General features: G+C 73.9%; 11 protein-coding genes. 2 read left to right on the forward strand and 9 right to left on the reverse strand.

Annotated features, from left to right (window positions below; all coding sequences use genetic code 11):
- Positions 1-176: 176 nt before the first annotated feature.
- The 6 genes from ADK41_RS24440 to hrcA form a co-directional block, all read right to left on the reverse strand.
- Positions 177-3383 (reverse strand): S41 family peptidase, encoded by a 3207-nt coding sequence (locus tag ADK41_RS24440; RefSeq protein WP_030818287.1) that lies wholly within the window; start codon positions 3381-3383, stop codon positions 177-179.
- A 46-nt stretch (positions 3384-3429) separates the two neighbouring features.
- Complete coding sequence (locus ADK41_RS24445) at positions 3430-3963, reverse strand: hypothetical protein (protein ID WP_106979346.1); 534 nt, start codon at positions 3961-3963, stop codon at positions 3430-3432.
- A gap of 195 nt (positions 3964-4158) precedes the next feature.
- The gene (locus ADK41_RS24450) at positions 4159-4899 is read right to left on the reverse strand and encodes a 16S rRNA (uracil(1498)-N(3))-methyltransferase (RefSeq protein ID WP_030818291.1); all 741 of its coding nucleotides are present in this window, start codon (positions 4897-4899) and stop codon (positions 4159-4161) included.
- A complete protein-coding gene (locus tag ADK41_RS24455) occupies positions 4896-5969 on the reverse strand; it encodes a nitronate monooxygenase (protein WP_030818294.1) in 1074 nt (357 codons plus the stop codon). Before ADK41_RS24455 ends, ADK41_RS24450 begins: the two co-directional genes overlap by 4 nt.
- A 238-nt stretch (positions 5970-6207) precedes the next feature.
- Positions 6208-7344: a molecular chaperone DnaJ gene (gene dnaJ / locus ADK41_RS24460; RefSeq protein ID WP_030818296.1), complete on the reverse strand. Its 1137-nt coding sequence runs from the start codon at positions 7342-7344 to the stop codon at positions 6208-6210.
- On the reverse strand, positions 7344-8360 hold the full coding sequence (gene hrcA, locus ADK41_RS24465; protein ID WP_030818300.1) for a heat-inducible transcriptional repressor HrcA: 1017 nt from the start codon (positions 8358-8360) through the stop codon (positions 7344-7346). Before hrcA ends, dnaJ begins: the two co-directional genes overlap by 1 nt.
- Before the next feature lie 171 nt (positions 8361-8531).
- Between hrcA and ADK41_RS24470 the strand changes: the two genes are divergently transcribed.
- Positions 8532-9260 (forward strand): MBL fold metallo-hydrolase, encoded by a 729-nt coding sequence (locus ADK41_RS24470; RefSeq protein WP_030818302.1) that lies wholly within the window; start codon positions 8532-8534, stop codon positions 9258-9260.
- A gap of 34 nt (positions 9261-9294) precedes the next feature.
- Entirely contained in the window at positions 9295-10101 is an 807-nt protein-coding gene (locus ADK41_RS24475) for a DUF3097 domain-containing protein (protein WP_030818304.1), read from the forward strand.
- A 157-nt stretch (positions 10102-10258) separates the two neighbouring features.
- Here ADK41_RS24475 and hemW read toward each other — a convergent pair whose 3' ends face one another.
- From hemW to ADK41_RS24490, 3 genes are all read right to left on the reverse strand, one after another.
- Positions 10259-11491 (reverse strand): radical SAM family heme chaperone HemW, encoded by a 1233-nt coding sequence (gene hemW / locus ADK41_RS24480; RefSeq protein ID WP_030818306.1) that lies wholly within the window; start codon positions 11489-11491, stop codon positions 10259-10261.
- Between the two features lie 27 nt (positions 11492-11518).
- Positions 11519-13564 (reverse strand): SpoIIE family protein phosphatase, encoded by a 2046-nt coding sequence (locus tag ADK41_RS24485; RefSeq protein ID WP_030818308.1) that lies wholly within the window; start codon positions 13562-13564, stop codon positions 11519-11521.
- Positions 13565-13800: 236 nt separating this feature from the next.
- Positions 13801-15675, reverse strand: a complete 1875-nt coding sequence (locus ADK41_RS24490) for an AMP-dependent synthetase/ligase (protein ID WP_030818310.1) — start codon at positions 15673-15675, stop codon at positions 13801-13803.
- Positions 15676-15796: the final 121 nt, after the last annotated feature.

Consider the following 15796-nt stretch of genomic DNA (forward strand, 5'->3'; position numbering starts at 1 on the left):
AGGCATCGTATCCGCGCCCGTGTGGCCGCGGGCAAACATGCTGCTGGGGCGGTACGGGTGGGCGACGGGGGCGCCTCCCGCCCCTGGGGGTCCCCTTCTCGAACGAAGTCGAGAAGGGGGAACGGCCGAGAGCGGGGGAGGCGCCCCGCAAGCGCCGGGCCCCGCGACACCCCCGGTTACGACAACACCGGCGGCACCTTCGCCGGCGTCGACTCCAGCGCCTCCAGCGCCACCCGCACCGCCTCGTCCAACTGCACGTCCCGCCCCGCCGCGTGATCCTGCGGCCGCTGCACGACCTCCACGTCGGGATCGACCCCGTGGTTCTCCACGTCCCACCCGTAACCCTCGAGCCAGAAGGCGTACTTGGGCTGGGTCACCAGGGTCCCGTCGACCAGGCGGTACCGGCTGTCGATCCCGATCACGCCTCCCCACGTCCGGGTACCGACCACCGGCCCGATCCCCAGCGCCCGGATCGCGGCGTTCACGATGTCCCCGTCGGACCCGGAGAACTCGTTGGCGACGGCGACGACCGGCCCCCGGGGCGCGTCCCGCGGATAGCTCTCCGCCCGCATCCCCCGGGGCAGGTCCCATCCCACGATCCGCCGGGCCAGTTTCTCCACCACGAGCTGCGACGTGTGCCCGCCCCGGTTCTCCCGCACGTCCACGATCAGCCCCTCCCGCAGCACCTCCACCCGCAGGTCGCGGTGGATCTGCGCCCACCCGGGCGCCTGCATGTCGGGAACGTGGACGTACCCCAGCCGTCCGCCGGACTTCTCCAGCACGTACGCCCGCCGGTCCGCGACCCACGCGTGGTACCGCAGCGGCTCCTCGTCGGCGAGCGGCACCACCACCGCGTGCCGCGGCCCGCCGCCCCCCGCCGGCGACACCGTCAGCTCCACCGGCTTCCCCGCCGTCCCCACCAGCAACGGCGCGGGCCCGGTCACCGGGTCGACCGGCTGCCCGGCGACGGCGACGATCGCGTCACCGGGCCGGACGGCGACCCCCGGCGCGGCGAGCGGGGAGCGGGCGTCCGGGTCGGAGGTCTCCGCGGGCAGGATGCGGTCGACCCGCCAACTGCCGTCCTCGTGACGGGAGACGTCCGCGCCGAGCAGTCCCTGCCGCGCCCCGTCGCCGTAGCCGCCGCGCGGGATGACGTAGGCGTGCGAGGTGCCGAGCTCGCCGTGCACCTCCCACAGCAGGTCCACCAGGTCGTCGTGGGTGGCGAGCCGGTCGAGCACGGGCCGGTACCGGTCCAGGACCCCCTCCCAGTCCACGCCGCTCATGTCGGGACGCCAGAAGTTGTCCCGCATGATGCGGCCGTTCTCGTCGAACATCTGCCGCCACTCGACGGCCGGGTCGACGAACTGGCGGACCCGGTCCAGGTCGACGGTGATGTTGGTGTCGCTGTCGTCGTCGCCGGAGGCGCGCCGGTCGCTGGGGACGACCTTCAGCCGCCCGTCGGTCCACAGCAGCACCCGCTTGCCGTCGCCGCTGACCTCGAAGTGGTCGGCGTCCACGGCCAGGTGCTCGACGCGCTGCCGGTCGAGGTCGTAGCGCTCCAGGTCGGTCTTGGGGTCGGGGTCGTCCGGGGTGGCCCTGGACGCGCCGAGCACGCCCCGCACCGGGTGCCGCAGCCACAGCACGCCGTCCTTGGCGGCGCGCAGGTCGGTGTAGCGGGCGGCCTCCACCGGGAACGGCACGATGCGGTCGGCGAGGCCGTCGAGGTCGATGCGGGTGGTGGGGGTGCCCTCGCTGTCGGGGGTCTCGTCCCGGTCCGGCGTCTCGAAGGGCCGGCCGTGCCGCTGCGGGCCGAACGGCGACGGGGTGGTCGCCGCGAGGGTGATCAGATACGGGCGTACGCCCTCGACGAAGGCCAGGTCGAAGACGTGCTCGTCGTAGACCGGGTCGAAGGAGCGGGTCGACAGGAACGCGAGGTGCTTGCCGTCGAGGGTGAAGGCGGGCGCGTAGTCGTGGAACCGCAGCGGGGTCGCCTCGGTGACCGACAGGTCGGTGGTGTGGGCGAGCTTGAGCTGACTGAGCGGGCGCGGGCCGGGGTGGGACCAGGCGAGCCAGGAGGAGTCGGGCGAGAAGGCCAGCCCGGAGACGTCGCCGTCCTCACTGCGGTCGACCTCGCGGACCTCGCCGGTCTCCCGCTCGACGAGCAGGACCCGGCCGTCGTGGGAGGCGACCGCGGCGCGGCTGCCGTCGGGGGCCATGGCGAGTTCCGCGACGCGGCCCAGCCGCCCGGCGGCGATCCGGCGCGGGGTGGCGCCCGGGGCGAGCCCGGTGGCGGGGGCGAACTCCAGGGCGTCGTCGCCCTCGGCGTCGGTCACCCACACCACCCACTCCTCGCCGTCCACGCGGAAGGTGCGGGGCCGCCGGGCCCGTACGCCCGGGGTCGCGGCGAGCGCGCGGGCGGGGCCGGCCCGGTGGGTCACCCAGTGGACGGCGCCGCGCACGCAGACGGCGCTGCCGCGCGCGGTGTGGTCGGGGGAGGCGGAGCCGAACCAGCGGGCGGCGTTCACCGGGAACGGCTGGAGGTCGACGCGCTGTCCGCCGAGCCGGACGTCGAGGCGGCGCGGCCCGTCCCCGTCGAGGCCGTCCAGCAGCCACAGTTCACCGGCGCTGGAGTAGACGACCCGGCTGCCGTCCGTGGCGGCGTGCCGGGCGTAGAAGCCTTCGAGCGGTGTGTGCCGGCGCAGGTCGGAGCCGTCGGCGAGGGAGGAGTACAGGGCTCCGGTGCCCTCGTGGTCGGAGAGGAACGCGATCCTCTCCCCCACCCACAGGGGGTCCTCGATGTTCCCGTCGAGGTCCTCGTGCAGCCGTACGAACTCGCCGTCGCCCTCGCGGTCGATCCACAGCTTGCCCGCCGTACCGCCCCGGTACCGCTTCCACCAGGCGGCCTCGCGGCTCATCGGCGCGGACAGCAGCACGGTGTGCGGTCCCCGCGCGACGTCGCCGACGGGGCCGTACGGCAGGGTGGCGGCGGGGCCGCCGTCCAGGGGGACGGCGCGGGCCCAGGTGCGGCGGAAACTGGCCTGGCCCTGGGAGCTGGTGACCAGGACCCGTCCGTCCGCCGTCCAGCCCCGTGTCCGGGTGGTGATGCTGCCCCAGTGGGTGAGGCGTCTGGCGGGGCCGCCGTCGACGGGCGCGACGTGCACCTCGGGGGCGCCGTCGCGGGTGGAGGTCCAGGCGACGGTGGCGCCGTCGGGCGAGACGCGGGGCCGGGTCACGGGCACGTTGTCGGCACTGACCCGCCAGGCCCGGCCGCCGTCGAGGGGGGCGAGCCACACGTCGTCCTCGGCGGTGAAGGCGACCAACTCGCCGTGCAGGTGCGGGAACCGGAGATAAGCGGCGGATGCGACCGATGCGGGCTGTGTCACCCGATCACCCTATGCAGGTACGGGCGGTCCTGGACAGGGGTTGTGGTCACTTGCCCTCGACGGGACGACACGACGGGTACTGCTCGCACCACACGGTCGTCGTGACGGTCACGGTGACGGTGGGCTCCGGGCCGCGTCGCGTGGGTTCGCCCACGCGCGGCGGGCTGGTGGAGTCGCAGTCGCCCAGGCCGTCGACCCGGAACACCTGCTTCCCGCCGACCTTCGCGGTGATGTTCCCGCGCACGCAGGCGCCGTTGACGGCGTGGGTGATCCTCCCGGTGACGGTGATCTCCTTGCCGTCCCGGGTCTCGCCCTGGCAGTCGACGGAGGCGACGGTGTTCCGGCTCGCCTCGCTTCGGCCCTCCTTGTCCCCGAAGGACCCGGTGCAGCTGAGCCAGCGCACGTCGGCCTTCTGCCGGTTGAGCTCCTCGGTGACGGTCTCGTCGGTCGTGAACGCGACGGCCGCGGAGCCGAGTCCGCCGCCCTCGCACGCGGTGACCCCGGCGACGGCGGCCACGGCGAAGCCGGCCGCGAGCGCCTGCCGCCGCCATGCGCGCACCGCGCGCGGAATCCTGTTCATCGCCCCCATGAACGGCAGACTGCCACCGTCACAGGCGGGGCGGTAGAGCGCATACGGCCACTTGCTTCTTCCCGTCCCTGAGGACCACGCCCCCCGGAGAGGCTGATTCAACCCCTCCGGCGTTTGAGGAGCGGGGTCCGGGGCGGAGCCCCGGGACGGGACGGGAAGGGGCGGCGGGGGCGAAGAAACCTCGGGTCAGGACCAGCGCCCCGTGCGACCGAGCAGCAGCGCCGCCGCGGCCGTACCGGCGGTGGAGGTGCGCAGCACACTGGGCCCCAGCCGGTAGGCCCGCGCTCCGGCCTCCTCGAAGAGCGCCAACTCCTCCGGAGAGACACCGCCTTCGGGCCCGACGACCAGCACGATGTCACCGGAGGCGGGGAGTTCGGCACTCGCCAGGGGCTCCGTGCCGCTCTCGTGGAGCACGGCCGCGAACTCCGCTTCGGCGAGAAGTGACGCAACCCGCTTGCTCGTCGCCGCGTCCGCGACCCGCGGGAAGCGCACCCGGCGCGACTGCTTGCCGGCCTCCCGGGCCGTCGCCCGCCACTTGGCGAGGGACTTCGCCCCCCGCTCGCCCTTCCACTGCGTGATGCAGCGCGCCGCCGCCCACGGCACGATCGCGTCGACGCCGACCTCGGTCATCGTCTCCACGGCCACCTCGCCCCGGTCGCCCTTGGGCAGGGCCTGGACGACGGTGAGCCGGGGCTCCTCCGCGGGCTCCTCGGTCACCGAGTCCAGTCGGACGATCAGACGGTCCTTGCCCTCGGCGCCGAGCACCACGCAGTCCGCCCAGCGGCCCGCGCCGTCGGTGAGGACGACGTCCTCGCCCGCCCGCAGCCGCTTCACGGAGACGGCGTGCCGCCCCTCGGGACCGTCGAGCACGTAACGGCCCCCGCCGCCCGCGTCGAAGTGGTCGACGACGAACACCGGCGCGGTCATCGGGCGCCTCCCGTCGACAGCGCCGTGCGGGCGGCGGCCAGTTCGGCGGCCAGCACCTCCACCAGCCGCCCGGCGGGCAGCTCGCGGGCCATCCGGTGGCCCTGCCCCGCCCACAGCGCCAGGCCCTGCGCGTCGCCGGCCTTGGCGGCGGCCTTGCGCAGGGGCGCGGTGAGGTGGTGGACGTCCGGGTAGGCGGCGGGCGCGTACGGGCCGTGCTCGCGCAGGAAGCGGTTGACCAGGGCGCGGGCCGGGCGGCCGGAGAAGGCGCGGGTCAGCTCGGTGCGGACGTACAGGGGGTCGGTGAGGGCCTGCTTGTGCAGGGCGTGGGCGCCGGACTCGCGGGCGGCGACGAAGGCCGTGCCGAGCTGGGCCGCGGCGGCGCCGGCCGCGAGGACGGCGGCGATCTGGCCGCCGCGCATGATGCCGCCGGCGGCGACGACCGGGATGCCGACGGACTCCCGGACCTGGGCGACGAGGGAGAGCAGTCCGACACCGGAGCCGTCCGCCTCCGGGTCGTCGCGGTGGGTGCCCTGGTGGCCGCCGGCCTCCACGCCCTGTGCGATCACCGCGTCCGCGCCGGCCCGCTCCACGGCCCGGGCCTCCTCCGCGGTCGTGGCGGTGACCAGCGTGAGCGTGCCGGCGCGGCGCAGCGAGTCCAGCACCTCACGGGCCGGCACGCCGAAGTGGAACGACACCACCGGCACCGGGTTGTCCAGCAGCACGGCGAGTTTGGCGTCGTAGCCGTCGTCGCGGCCGCTGTCGGGGTCACCGAGCGCGGTCTCGTACCAGGAGGCCTCGCCGGCCAGCTGGTGTGCGTAGACGTCGACGGCGGCGGGGTCGGCCGTCTCCGGCTGCGGCAGGAAGAGGTTGACGCCGAAGGGGCGGGAGGTCAGCCCCCGCAGCTGCTTGATCTCCTGGTACATCCCGTCCGCGGTCTTGTACCCGGCGGCCAGGAAACCGAGTCCGCCCGCCTCGGACACGGCGGCGGCGAGCTGCGGCACGGCGACACCGCCCGCCATCGGCGCCTGCACGATCGGGTGCGGGCAGACATCGGTCAGTACGGAGGACATGACGGCATGTTGTCACGTCCTCCGAGCAACTCCGAATCCGCCCTTCCTCTTGGCATAAGCCACTTTTCGGCAGGGCGGCGGCGAGGGCCCCGGCCCCCGCCGAACATGTCCGTCAGCGCCCGTTGAACGCGTCCTTCAGGCGCGAGAACAGCCCCTGCCGACCGGGCTGACCGCGCCCGCCCGGGGGACGACCCCCGGACCCCCGGCAGCAGAACACCACCCACCCGGCGCCGACCGGTCAGCGCCCGTTGAACGCGTCCTTCAGGCGCGAGAACAGCCCCTGCTGACCGGGCTGGAACTGCCCCGTGGGCCGTTCCTCGCCCCGCAGCTTGGCGAGCTCCCGGAGCAGGCGTTCCTGTTCGGGGTCGAGCTTGGTCGGGGTCTGGACCTCGACGTGGACGATGAGGTCGCCCCGGCCGCCGCCCCGCAGGTGCGTGACGCCCCGGCCGTGCAGCGGGATCGACTGGCCGGACTGGGTGCCGGGCCGGATGTCGACCTCCTCCAAGCCGTCCAGCGTCTCCAGCGGCACCTTGGTGCCGAGGGCCGCCGCGGTCATCGGGAGGGTGACCGTGCAGTGCAGGTCGTCGCCGCGCCGCTGGAACTGCGCGTGCGGGAGCTCGTGGATCTCCACGTACAGGTCACCGGCGGGACCGCCGCCGGGCCCGACCTCGCCCTCGCCGGCCAGCTGGATCCGTGTGCCATTGTCGACACCGGCCGGGATCTTGACCGTGAGGGTGCGCCGGGAACGGATCCGGCCGTCGCCCGCGCACTCCGGGCACGGGGTGGGGACGACCGTGCCGAAGCCCTGGCACTGCGGGCAGGGGCGGGAGGTCATGACCTGGCCGAGGAAGGACCGGGTGACCTGCGAGACCTCACCCCGGCCCCGGCACATGTCACAGGTCTGCGCGGTGGTGCCCGGAGCGGCGCCCTCGCCGCTGCACGTGGTGCAGACGACGGCCGTGTCGACCTGGATGTCCTTGGTCGTGCCGAACGCGGCCTCGTCGAGCTCGACGTCGATGCGGATCATCGCGTCCTGGCCCCGGCGGGTGCGCGAGCGCGGACCGCGCTGCGACGCCGTGCCGAAGAACGCGTCCATGATGTCGGAGAAGTTCCCGAAGCCACCAGCCCCGAAGCCGCCCGCGCCACCGCCGCCGGCCTGCGAGAGGGGGTCGCCGCCGAGGTCGTAGACCTGCTTCTTCTGCGGATCCGACAGCACCTCGTAGGCGGCGTTGATCTCCTTGAACCGCTCCTGCGTCTTCGGATCAGGATTGACGTCCGGGTGCAGCTCGCGGGCGAGCCGCCGGAAGGCCTTCTTGATCTCCTCCTGCGACGCGTCGCGGCGCACGCCGAGTACGGCGTAGTAGTCCGTGGCCACTACGACTCCGCCAGGATCTGTCCGACGTACCGTGCCACTGCGCGTACCGCTCCCATCGTTCCCGGGTAGTCCATGCGGGTCGGTCCGACCACGCCGAGCTTGGCAACCGCCTCGCCGCCCGAACCGTAGCCCACCGACACGACGGACGTGGAGTTGAGTCCCTCGTAGGCGTTCTCGTGCCCGATGCGCACGGTCATGCCCGAATCCCCCGCCTCACCGAGCAACTTGAGGAGCACGACCTGCTCCTCCAGCGCCTCCAGGACGGGCCGGATCGTGAGGGGGAAGTCATGTCCGAAGCGGGTGAGATTGGCGGTGCCGCCGATCATCAGCCGCTCCTCGTTCTCCTCGACGAGCGTCTCCAGCAGAGTGGAGAGCACCGTCGAGACCGTACCGCGGTCCTCGGCCTCGAACGCCTCGGGGAGGTCCTCCACCAGGCCCGGCACGTCGGTGAACCGACGGCCCGCCACCCTGCTGTTCAGGCGGGCCCGCAGGTCCGCCAGGGAGGACTCGCCGAACGGCGCCGGGCAGTCGACCATGCGCTGCTCCACCCGGCCGGTGTCCGTGATCAGCACCAGCATCAGCCGCGCGGGGGCGAGGGACAGCAGTTCCACGTGCCGCACGGTGGAGCGGGTCAGCGACGGGTACTGCACGACGGCGACCTGCCGGGTCAGCTGCGCGAGCAGCCGCACGGTCCTGGCCACCACGTCGTCGAGGTCGACGGCGCCGTCGAGGAAGTTCTGGATGGCCCGCCGCTCGGGCGGGGTCATGGGCTTGACCCCGGCGAGCTTGTCGACGAACAGGCGGTAGCCCTTGTCGGTGGGGATGCGCCCGGCGCTGGTGTGCGGCTGGGCGATGAAGCCCTCGTCCTCCAGGGCCGCCATGTCGTTGCGCACGGTGGCCGGGGAGACGCCGAGGTTGTGCCGCTCGGTGAGCGCCTTGGAGCCGACGGGCTCCTCGGTGCCCACGTAGTCCTGAACGATGGCGCGCAACACCTGGAGCCTGCGTTCACTGAGCATCGCGCACACCTCCAGAACCCTTCCGCGCGGTACCTTGCCCGTCCGCCTGGCACTCTTCGCACGCGAGTGCCAGACTTCCCCGCCCAGTGTACGGCCGGGGGGTGCACCCCGGGCAAGGCCGGTCCCCGCGCCGTCGCGCCGGGCGGCGCCGTCCCCCGATAGCGTCCCGGTATGACCGTGACTTGGGAAGAGCCGGGATGGGAGCAAGTGGCCGCCGGGGTGGGGCGGTGCCGGTTGCCGGTGTGGGACTGCACGGCGGGGCTCGTCGTGGGCCCGGACGGCGTGCTGCTCGTCGACGCGGGTTCCGGTCTGGGCGAGGGCGCACGGTTGCGGACGGAGGCGCAGGCGCTCACCGGTCGCCGTGTGACGCATCTCGCGCTCACCCACCCCCACTTCGACCACGTCCTCGGGGCGGCGGCGTTCGCGGGCGCGGAGGTGTTCGGCGCGGTGGGCGTGGACACGGTGCTGACGGGCCGCGGGCGTGAGGAGCTGCGCGCGGACGCGGTGCGCCACGGGCTGGACGCGCGGGTGGCCGAGGAGGCCGTGGACGCACTGGTCCCGCCCCGGCACGCGGTGAGCGGCGAGCGAACGCTCGACCTGGGCGGCGGCCGACAGGTGCTGCTGGCGAACGTGGGCCCCGGGCACACCGCCCACGACCTCGTGGTACTGGTCCCCGGCGACCCGGAGGTGGTGTTCTGCGGCGACCTGGTCGAGGAGTCGGGCGAGCCGCAGGCCGGTCCCGACGCCGTACCGTCCCACTGGCCGGCCGCCCTGGACCGGCTGCTGGAGCTGGGCGGTGAGGACGCGCGGTACGTCCCCGGCCACGGCGCGGTGGTGGACGCGGCGTTCGTCCGGGCCCAGCGCGACGCCCTGGCGGCCCGTTTCGGCGTGTCGGACTGATCACGGCGGGCGGGATCCTCGTATCGTCGTCAGAATGCGCCAGTACTCCGCCGATCTGACCCCTCCGTGGAAGAAACCGCAGCCCGTCCCCGAGGTCGCGGCCGAGCCCGGCCTGGTGGTCGAGGAACCCGGTACCGGCTTCTGCGGCGCGGTGATCCGCTGCGAGGCGGGCACGGTGACCCTGGAGGACCGCTTCGGGAAGCACCGGGTGTTCCCGCTGGAGCCGCGGGGCTTCCTGCTGGAGGGCCGTGCGGTGACGCTGGTGCGGCCGTCCGCCGGTCCGGCGCGTCCCACCCGTACGGCGTCCGGTTCGGTGGCCGTTCCCGGCGCGCGGGCGCGGGTGGCCCGCGCGGGGCGCATCTACGTGGAGGGGCGGCACGACGCGGAGCTGGTCGAGAAGGTGTGGGGCGACGACCTGCGCATCGAGGGCGTGGTGGTGGAGTACCTGGAGGGCGTCGACGACCTGCCGTCGATCGTCGAGTCCTTCGCGCCGGGGCCGGACGCGCGGCTGGGCGTCCTGGTGGACCACCTGGTCCCCGGCTCGAAGGAGTGGCGGATCGCGGAGGCGGTGACGAGCGAGCACGCGCTGGTGGTGGGCCACCCGTACATCGACGTCTGGGAGGCGGTGAAGCCGGCGTCGGTCGGCATCGAGGCGTGGCCCCGGGTGCCGCGGGGGCAGGACTGGAAGACGGGGGTGTGCGCGGCGCTGGGGTGGCGCGTGGCGAACACCGGCGAGGCGTGGCAGCGGATCCTCGGCTCGGTGCGCTCCTACAAGGACCTGGAGCCCCAGCTCCTGGGCCGCGTGGAGGAACTGATCGACTTCGTGACGGCACCGTCCTGAGGGGCGTGCTCCGTCGCCCCCTGGCCCCCCTTCGGCCCTTCGGACCTCGTCCTCAAGCGCCGGACGGGCTGATTTACAGCCCGTCCGGCGCTTGAGGACGAGGTCCGGGGCGGAGCCCCGGGTCGGGACGGGAAGGGGCGGCGGGGGCGAGGAAAGGTCAGTCGACCAGGTCCCTGACCACGGCGTCCGCCAGCAGCCTCCCGCGCAGGGTCAGCACCGCGCGCCCCTCCTCGTACGGCCTCTCCTGGAGGAGCCCGTCCGCGAGCGCCCGGCGCGAAGCCGCCAGTCCGTCCTCCTTCAGCAGGGACAGCGGTACGCCCTCCCGCAGCCGCAGCTCCAGCAGGATCCGCTCCACCCGCCGGTCCTCGTCCGACAGGACCTCCCGTCCCGCCCCCGGCGACCGCCCCTCCGCCAGCGCCGCCGCGTACGCGCCCGGGTGCTTGACGTTCCACCAGCGCACCCCGCCCACGTGCGAGTGGGCCCCGGGCCCCGCGCCCCACCAGTCGGCGCCCCGCCAGTACAGCTCGTTGTGCAGGCAGCGGCCCGCGTCGGAGGTGGCCCAGTTGGACACCTCGTACCAGTCGAAGCCCGCCGCCGACAGCGTCTCCTCGGCGATCAGGTACCGGTCCGCGTGCACGTCGTCGTCGGTCATCGGCACCTCTCCGCGCCGGATGCGGCGGGCGAGCTGCGTGCCCTCCTCGACGATCAGCGCGTACGCCGAGACGTGGTCGGGACCGGCGCCGATCGCCGCGTCCAGGGACGCCCGCCAGTCGTCGTCGGACTCCCCCGGCGTGCCGTAGATCAGATCGAGGTTGACGTGTTCGAAGCCCGCCGCGCGGGCCTCCGCGACGCACGCCTCGGGACGGCCGGGGGTGTGCGTGCGGTCCAGGACCTTCAGCACGTGCCGCCGGGCGCTCTGCATGCCGAAGGAGATCCGGTTGAAGCCGCCCGCGCGCAGGGCCGCCAGGTAGGCCGGGTCGACCGACTCCGGGTTCGCCTCCGTCGTCACCTCGGCGTCCGGCGCCAGGCCGAACTCCTCGCGGATCGCCCCCAGCATCCGTACGAGGTCGTCGGCGGCCAGCAGCGTCGGCGTACCGCCGCCGACGAACACCGTGCGGACCTCGCGCGGGTCGTCCCCCAGCGCCTTCCGCGCCAGGCGGACCTCGTCGGCCAGGGTCTCGGCGTAGTTGTCGCGGGAGGCCAGCACGCCGCCGCTGCCGCGCAGCTCGGTCGCGGTGTAAGTGTTGAAGTCGCAGTAGCCGCAGCGGGTGGCGCAGTACGGGACGTGCAGGTAGAACCCGAGGGGACGGCCTGCGGCCCCGGCGAGCGCGGACGCGGGCAGCGCGCCGTCGGCGGGGACGGGCTCGCCGTCGGGGAGTGCGGAAGGCATGTGCTCCATTGTCCCGCACCGGCCGCGTCAGTCCGCCTGCAGCACGAGCAGGGCGAGATCGTCGGCCGGCGGGCGGGCCCCGAACTCGTGCACGAGCTGGGTGATCCGTTCCGCTATCGGCTCCGCGTCCATCCCCGCGCACTCCGACAGGGCCGTGGCGAGCCCGTCGCCGTCGTCGAACTGGCGGGAGCCGGAGCGCCGCTCGGTGACCCCGTCGGTGACGCAGAGCAGGGTGTCGCCGGAGTGCATCTCGAAGGTCTCGCTGGTGTAGGCGGCGTCCTCGACGACCCCGAGCAGGGTCTGCGGCTGGGCGACGGCGCGGACCGAGCCGTCGGGGGCGAGCAGCAGGGGCAGCGGGTGTCCGGCGGAGGCGAGGGTGCAGTGGACGCCGCCGTCGAAGGGGACGAGTTCGCCGTAGAGGAGGGAGAGGAAACGGGTCTGGGGGCCGTCGCCGGGGGTGGTCGGGCGGGCGCCGGCGGCCACCAGCGCGCGGGCGGCGGCGTCGGCGGCCTCGGTCGCGTCGTCGAGGAGGAGCTGGTTGAGGCGGTCCAGGACGTCGGCGACGTGGTAGCCCTCGCGGGCGAGCAGCCGCAGCCAGGGCCGGGCCAGACCGATGACGACGGCGGCCTCGGGGCCCTTGCCCTGGACGTCGCCGACGGCGAAGCACCAGCGGCCGTGCCCGGCGGGGAAGAGGTCGTAGAAGTCGCCGCTCGGTCCGCCCTTGTCGCAGGGTTCGTAGACGAGGGCGCTGCGCACGCCGGGGATCTCCGCGACGGCGCCGGGCAGCAGTCCGCGCTGCAGGACGGCGCTGATGGTGGCCTGGCGGGAGTACTGCCGGGCGGCCCCGATGGCGAGCGCGACCCGCCGCCCTAGGTCCTCCACGAGGCCGGTGACCTCGTCGGGGAACCGGTCGATCCCGCCCCGTCCGATCACCAGCGTGCCCAGCGGGCGTCCGCCGGCGACGAGCCGGTAGGCGAGGGCGGCGCCGGGAGCGCCCGGGGTGTCGAGTGCTCCGTCCGGCCACGGGTAGGGGGCGGGGCCGGCCTGGAGCGGGTCGCACGGGGGCGGTGGGTTCCGCTCCAGGGAACGGCTCAGGTCCTCGATGCGGTTCTCACTCGCGTGCCAGACGCGGGCGAGGCCAAGGCCGCCGGCCCGGCCGCCCCCGCCCCAGCCGCCGCCGTGGCCGGTGGTCCCGTCCTCCAGCCACACCGCGCACCAGTCGGCCAGCCGCGGCACGATCAGCTGCCCGGTGAGGGAGGTGACCAGGTCCTCGTCGAGCTGCCCGGCGAGCAGGTCGGAGGCCTCGGCGAGGAAGGACAGGGCGCCGCGCCCCAGCCAGGTGCCGTCCCGGCCGGGCCGGCGGGCGAGCCAGTCGTCGCCGTACGAGCCGCCGCGGCGGGCGTCACGGGCGGGACCGGGCGCTTCCCGGTGGCCGGGCGGGCGTCGGGGGGCCGGCGGGTCGAGTGCGTCCAGCGGGTCGGGGGCGGCCTGTTCCGGCCGGGGCGGCTCCGGCGCGAGGATCTCCGCCACCCTCAGGTCGTGCGCCAGCGCGCGCTCCCCTGCGTACGCCTCGATCCGGTCGCCCGCCGGGCTCCCCCCGGCGGCCAGTCGCGCCCACACCGTCTTCGTGCCCGGACGGTAGGTGATCCCCCAGGCCTCGGAGAGCGCGGCGACGAGGCGCAGGCCGCGCCCGTACTCCGGGGTCTCGTACGCCGGCGCCTCCGGCTCGTTGCCGCGCGGCGCGCGGGAGGGGTGCCGGTCGGCGACCTCGACGACGAGCGCGCCGGTCGCCTCCTCCAGCCCGCACGTCAGACGCACCTCGGTGCCGGCGTGCACGACGGCGTTGGTGACGAGTTCGCTGGCGATCAGCGTGGCGTCGTCGCCGACCCGGCCGGTGAGGTGTTCGGCGCCGGGCGGCGCGAGCTCCGCCCACTCGGTGAGCGCCTTGCGCAGCACGGCGCGTGCGGTGCCCGGCGCGAGGGGGCTCCCGGGCAGGGTCGCGTCCACCCACACGCGCTCCCGCGCGCCGGGGGCGCACGAGGCGGTCTCCCGTTGGGTCGGAATGGCCCTCATGGGCAGCTCCCCGGGCAGCTCGTACGAAGAGAACTCGATCGCTGCCGACAGGGTGACAGACCGGACCCGCCCATAAGCACCGAGTCACCGAAGTAGACCGTCAAGGGTGAAAACAGTGCTGTGCGCGCGTTCAGGAACGAACAGAAAGTCGTTTTGTTCCGGTCATCGTGAAAAGAGGGGCGGGTTCCCCGGCCGCACCGGCCCGGGAACCCGCCCCCGCGGTCACACCGTGGTGGTCACGCCTCGCGCGTGCCCGCGTACATCTCCTCGATGAGGTGCTGGTACGCGCGCTCCACCACCGGGCGCTTCAGCTTCAGGCTGGGGGTGATCTCACCGTGCTCGACGTCGAGGTCGCGCGGGAGGAGGCGGAACTTTTTGATGGTCTGCCAGCGCTGGAGGCCCTCGTTGAGCTGCCTGACGTAGCCGTCGACCATCTCGACCGTGGCGGGTGCGGCGACGATCTCGGCGTACGGCTTGCCCGCCATGCCGTTCTCGGCCGCCCAGGCGGTGAGGGCGGCCTCGTCGAGGGCGATGAGGGCGGTGCAGTAGTTGCGGTCCGCGCCGTGCACCAGGATGTTGGAGACGTAGGGGCAGACCGCCTTGAAACGGCCCTCGACCTCGGCGGGCGCGATGTACTTGCCGCCGGACGTCTTGATCAGGTCCTTCTTGCGGTCGGTGATGCGGAGGTAGCCGTCGGGCGAGAGCTCGCCGATGTCACCGGTGTGGAACCAGCCGTCCTCCTCCAGGACCTCGGCGGTCTTCTCGGGCAGGTTGTGGTAGCCCTGCATGATGCCGGGGCCGCGCAGCAGGATCTCGCCGTCGTCGGCGATGCGGACCTCGGTGCCGGGCAGCGGCTTGCCGACGGTGCCGGTGCGGTAGGCCTCGCCCGGGTTGACGAAGGAGGCGGCGGAGGACTCGGTGAGGCCGTAGCCCTCCAGGATGTGGATGCCGGCGCCGGAGAAGAAGTAGCCGATCTCGGGGGCGAGGGCGGCCGAGCCGGAGACACAGGCGCGGAGGTTGCCGCCGAAGGCCTCGCGGATCTTGGCGTAGACGAGCTTGTCGGCGACGCCGTGCTTCGCCGAGAGGCCGAAGGGGGCGCTCGCGGTGCCGGTGCGGCGGAAGTTGTCCTGGGTGACCTTGGCGTACTCGCGGGCGACCCCGGCGGCCCACTGGAAGATCTTGTACTTGGCGCCGCCGCCGGCCTTCGCCTTGGCGGCCACGCCGTTGTAGACCTTCTCGAAGATGCGGGGCACGGCCGCCATGTAGGTCGGCCGGACCACCGGGAGGTTCTCGATGATCTTGTCGACGCGGCCGTCGACGGCGGTGACGTGACCGACCTCGATCTGCCCGGAGGTGAGCACCTTGCCGAAGACGTGCGCGAGCGGCAGCCACAGGTACTGCACGTCGTCGCCGTGGACCAGGCCGGTCGCGGCGATCGCCTTCGCCATGTACGACCAGCAGTCGTGCGGCAGGCGCACGCCCTTGGGGCGGCCGGTGGTGCCGGAGGTGTAGATCAGGGTGGCGAGCTGGTCCTTGGTGATCGCCCCGACCCGCTCCTTGATCAGCTCCGGCTCCTGCTGGAGCCGGGCGGCGCCGCGCTTCTCCAGGTCGGCGAGGGTGATCACGAAGTCGTCGGTCCCGGCGCCGGCCGGGTCGACGACCACGACGTGGGTGAGCTCGGGCAGCTCGGCGCGCTTCTCCACCGCCTTGGCCGCCTGCTCGGCGTTCTCCGCGATGAGCACCCGGCTCTGGGAGTCGGACAGGATGTAGGCGGACTCGTCGGCGTTGGTCTGCGGGTAGACCGTGGTGGTGGCGGCGCCCGCGCAGAGGATGCCGAGGTCGGCGAGGATCCACTCGACCCGGGTGGAGGAGGCGAGCGCGACCCGCTCCTCCGGCCGCACGCCCAGCTCGATCAGGCCGGCCGCGATGGCGTGGACCCGCTCGGCGGCGCCCGCCCAGGTGAGGGACTTCCAGTCGTCCGGGCCCTCGCCGGAGGCCGGTGGGACGGGGTGGCGGTAGGCCTCGGCGTCCGGTGTGGCCGCCACACGCTCCAGGAAGAGGGTCGCCACGCTCGGCGGACGGTTCTCGATCAGTGTCTGTGTGTCGCTCACGACATCCTCCGGGGCCCGCGACGGTGCGGCTGGCTCAGTGGGGCTGGGGTTTCCTCGCGCCGTTGTTTAACTCGCGAGTAACTATCGAGCACGGACAGAGTAAAGGGCGACCGGCCACGGC

It is taken from the genome of Streptomyces caelestis, assembly GCF_001279005.1.
Classification (GTDB): domain Bacteria; phylum Actinomycetota; class Actinomycetes; order Streptomycetales; family Streptomycetaceae; genus Streptomyces; species Streptomyces heliomycini.

Coding starts and splice junctions, on each gene's coding strand:
- ADK41_RS24445 (WP_106979346.1), bottom strand. CDS start 3,963: ATGAACAGGATTCCGCGCGCGGTGCGCGCATGGCGGCGGCAGGCGCTC.
- ADK41_RS24450 (WP_030818291.1), bottom strand. CDS start 4,899: ATGACCGCGCCGGTGTTCGTCGTCGACCACTTCGACGCGGGCGGCGGG.
- ADK41_RS24455 (WP_030818294.1), bottom strand. CDS start 5,969: ATGTCCTCCGTACTGACCGATGTCTGCCCGCACCCGATCGTGCAGGCG.
- hrcA (WP_030818300.1), bottom strand. CDS start 8,360: ATGCTCAGTGAACGCAGGCTCCAGGTGTTGCGCGCCATCGTTCAGGAC.
- ADK41_RS24470 (WP_030818302.1), top strand. CDS start 8,532: ATGACCGTGACTTGGGAAGAGCCGGGATGGGAGCAAGTGGCCGCCGGG.
- ADK41_RS24475 (WP_030818304.1), top strand. CDS start 9,295: ATGCGCCAGTACTCCGCCGATCTGACCCCTCCGTGGAAGAAACCGCAG.
- hemW (WP_030818306.1), bottom strand. CDS start 11,491: ATGCCTTCCGCACTCCCCGACGGCGAGCCCGTCCCCGCCGACGGCGCG.
- ADK41_RS24485 (WP_030818308.1), bottom strand. CDS start 13,564: ATGAGGGCCATTCCGACCCAACGGGAGACCGCCTCGTGCGCCCCCGGC.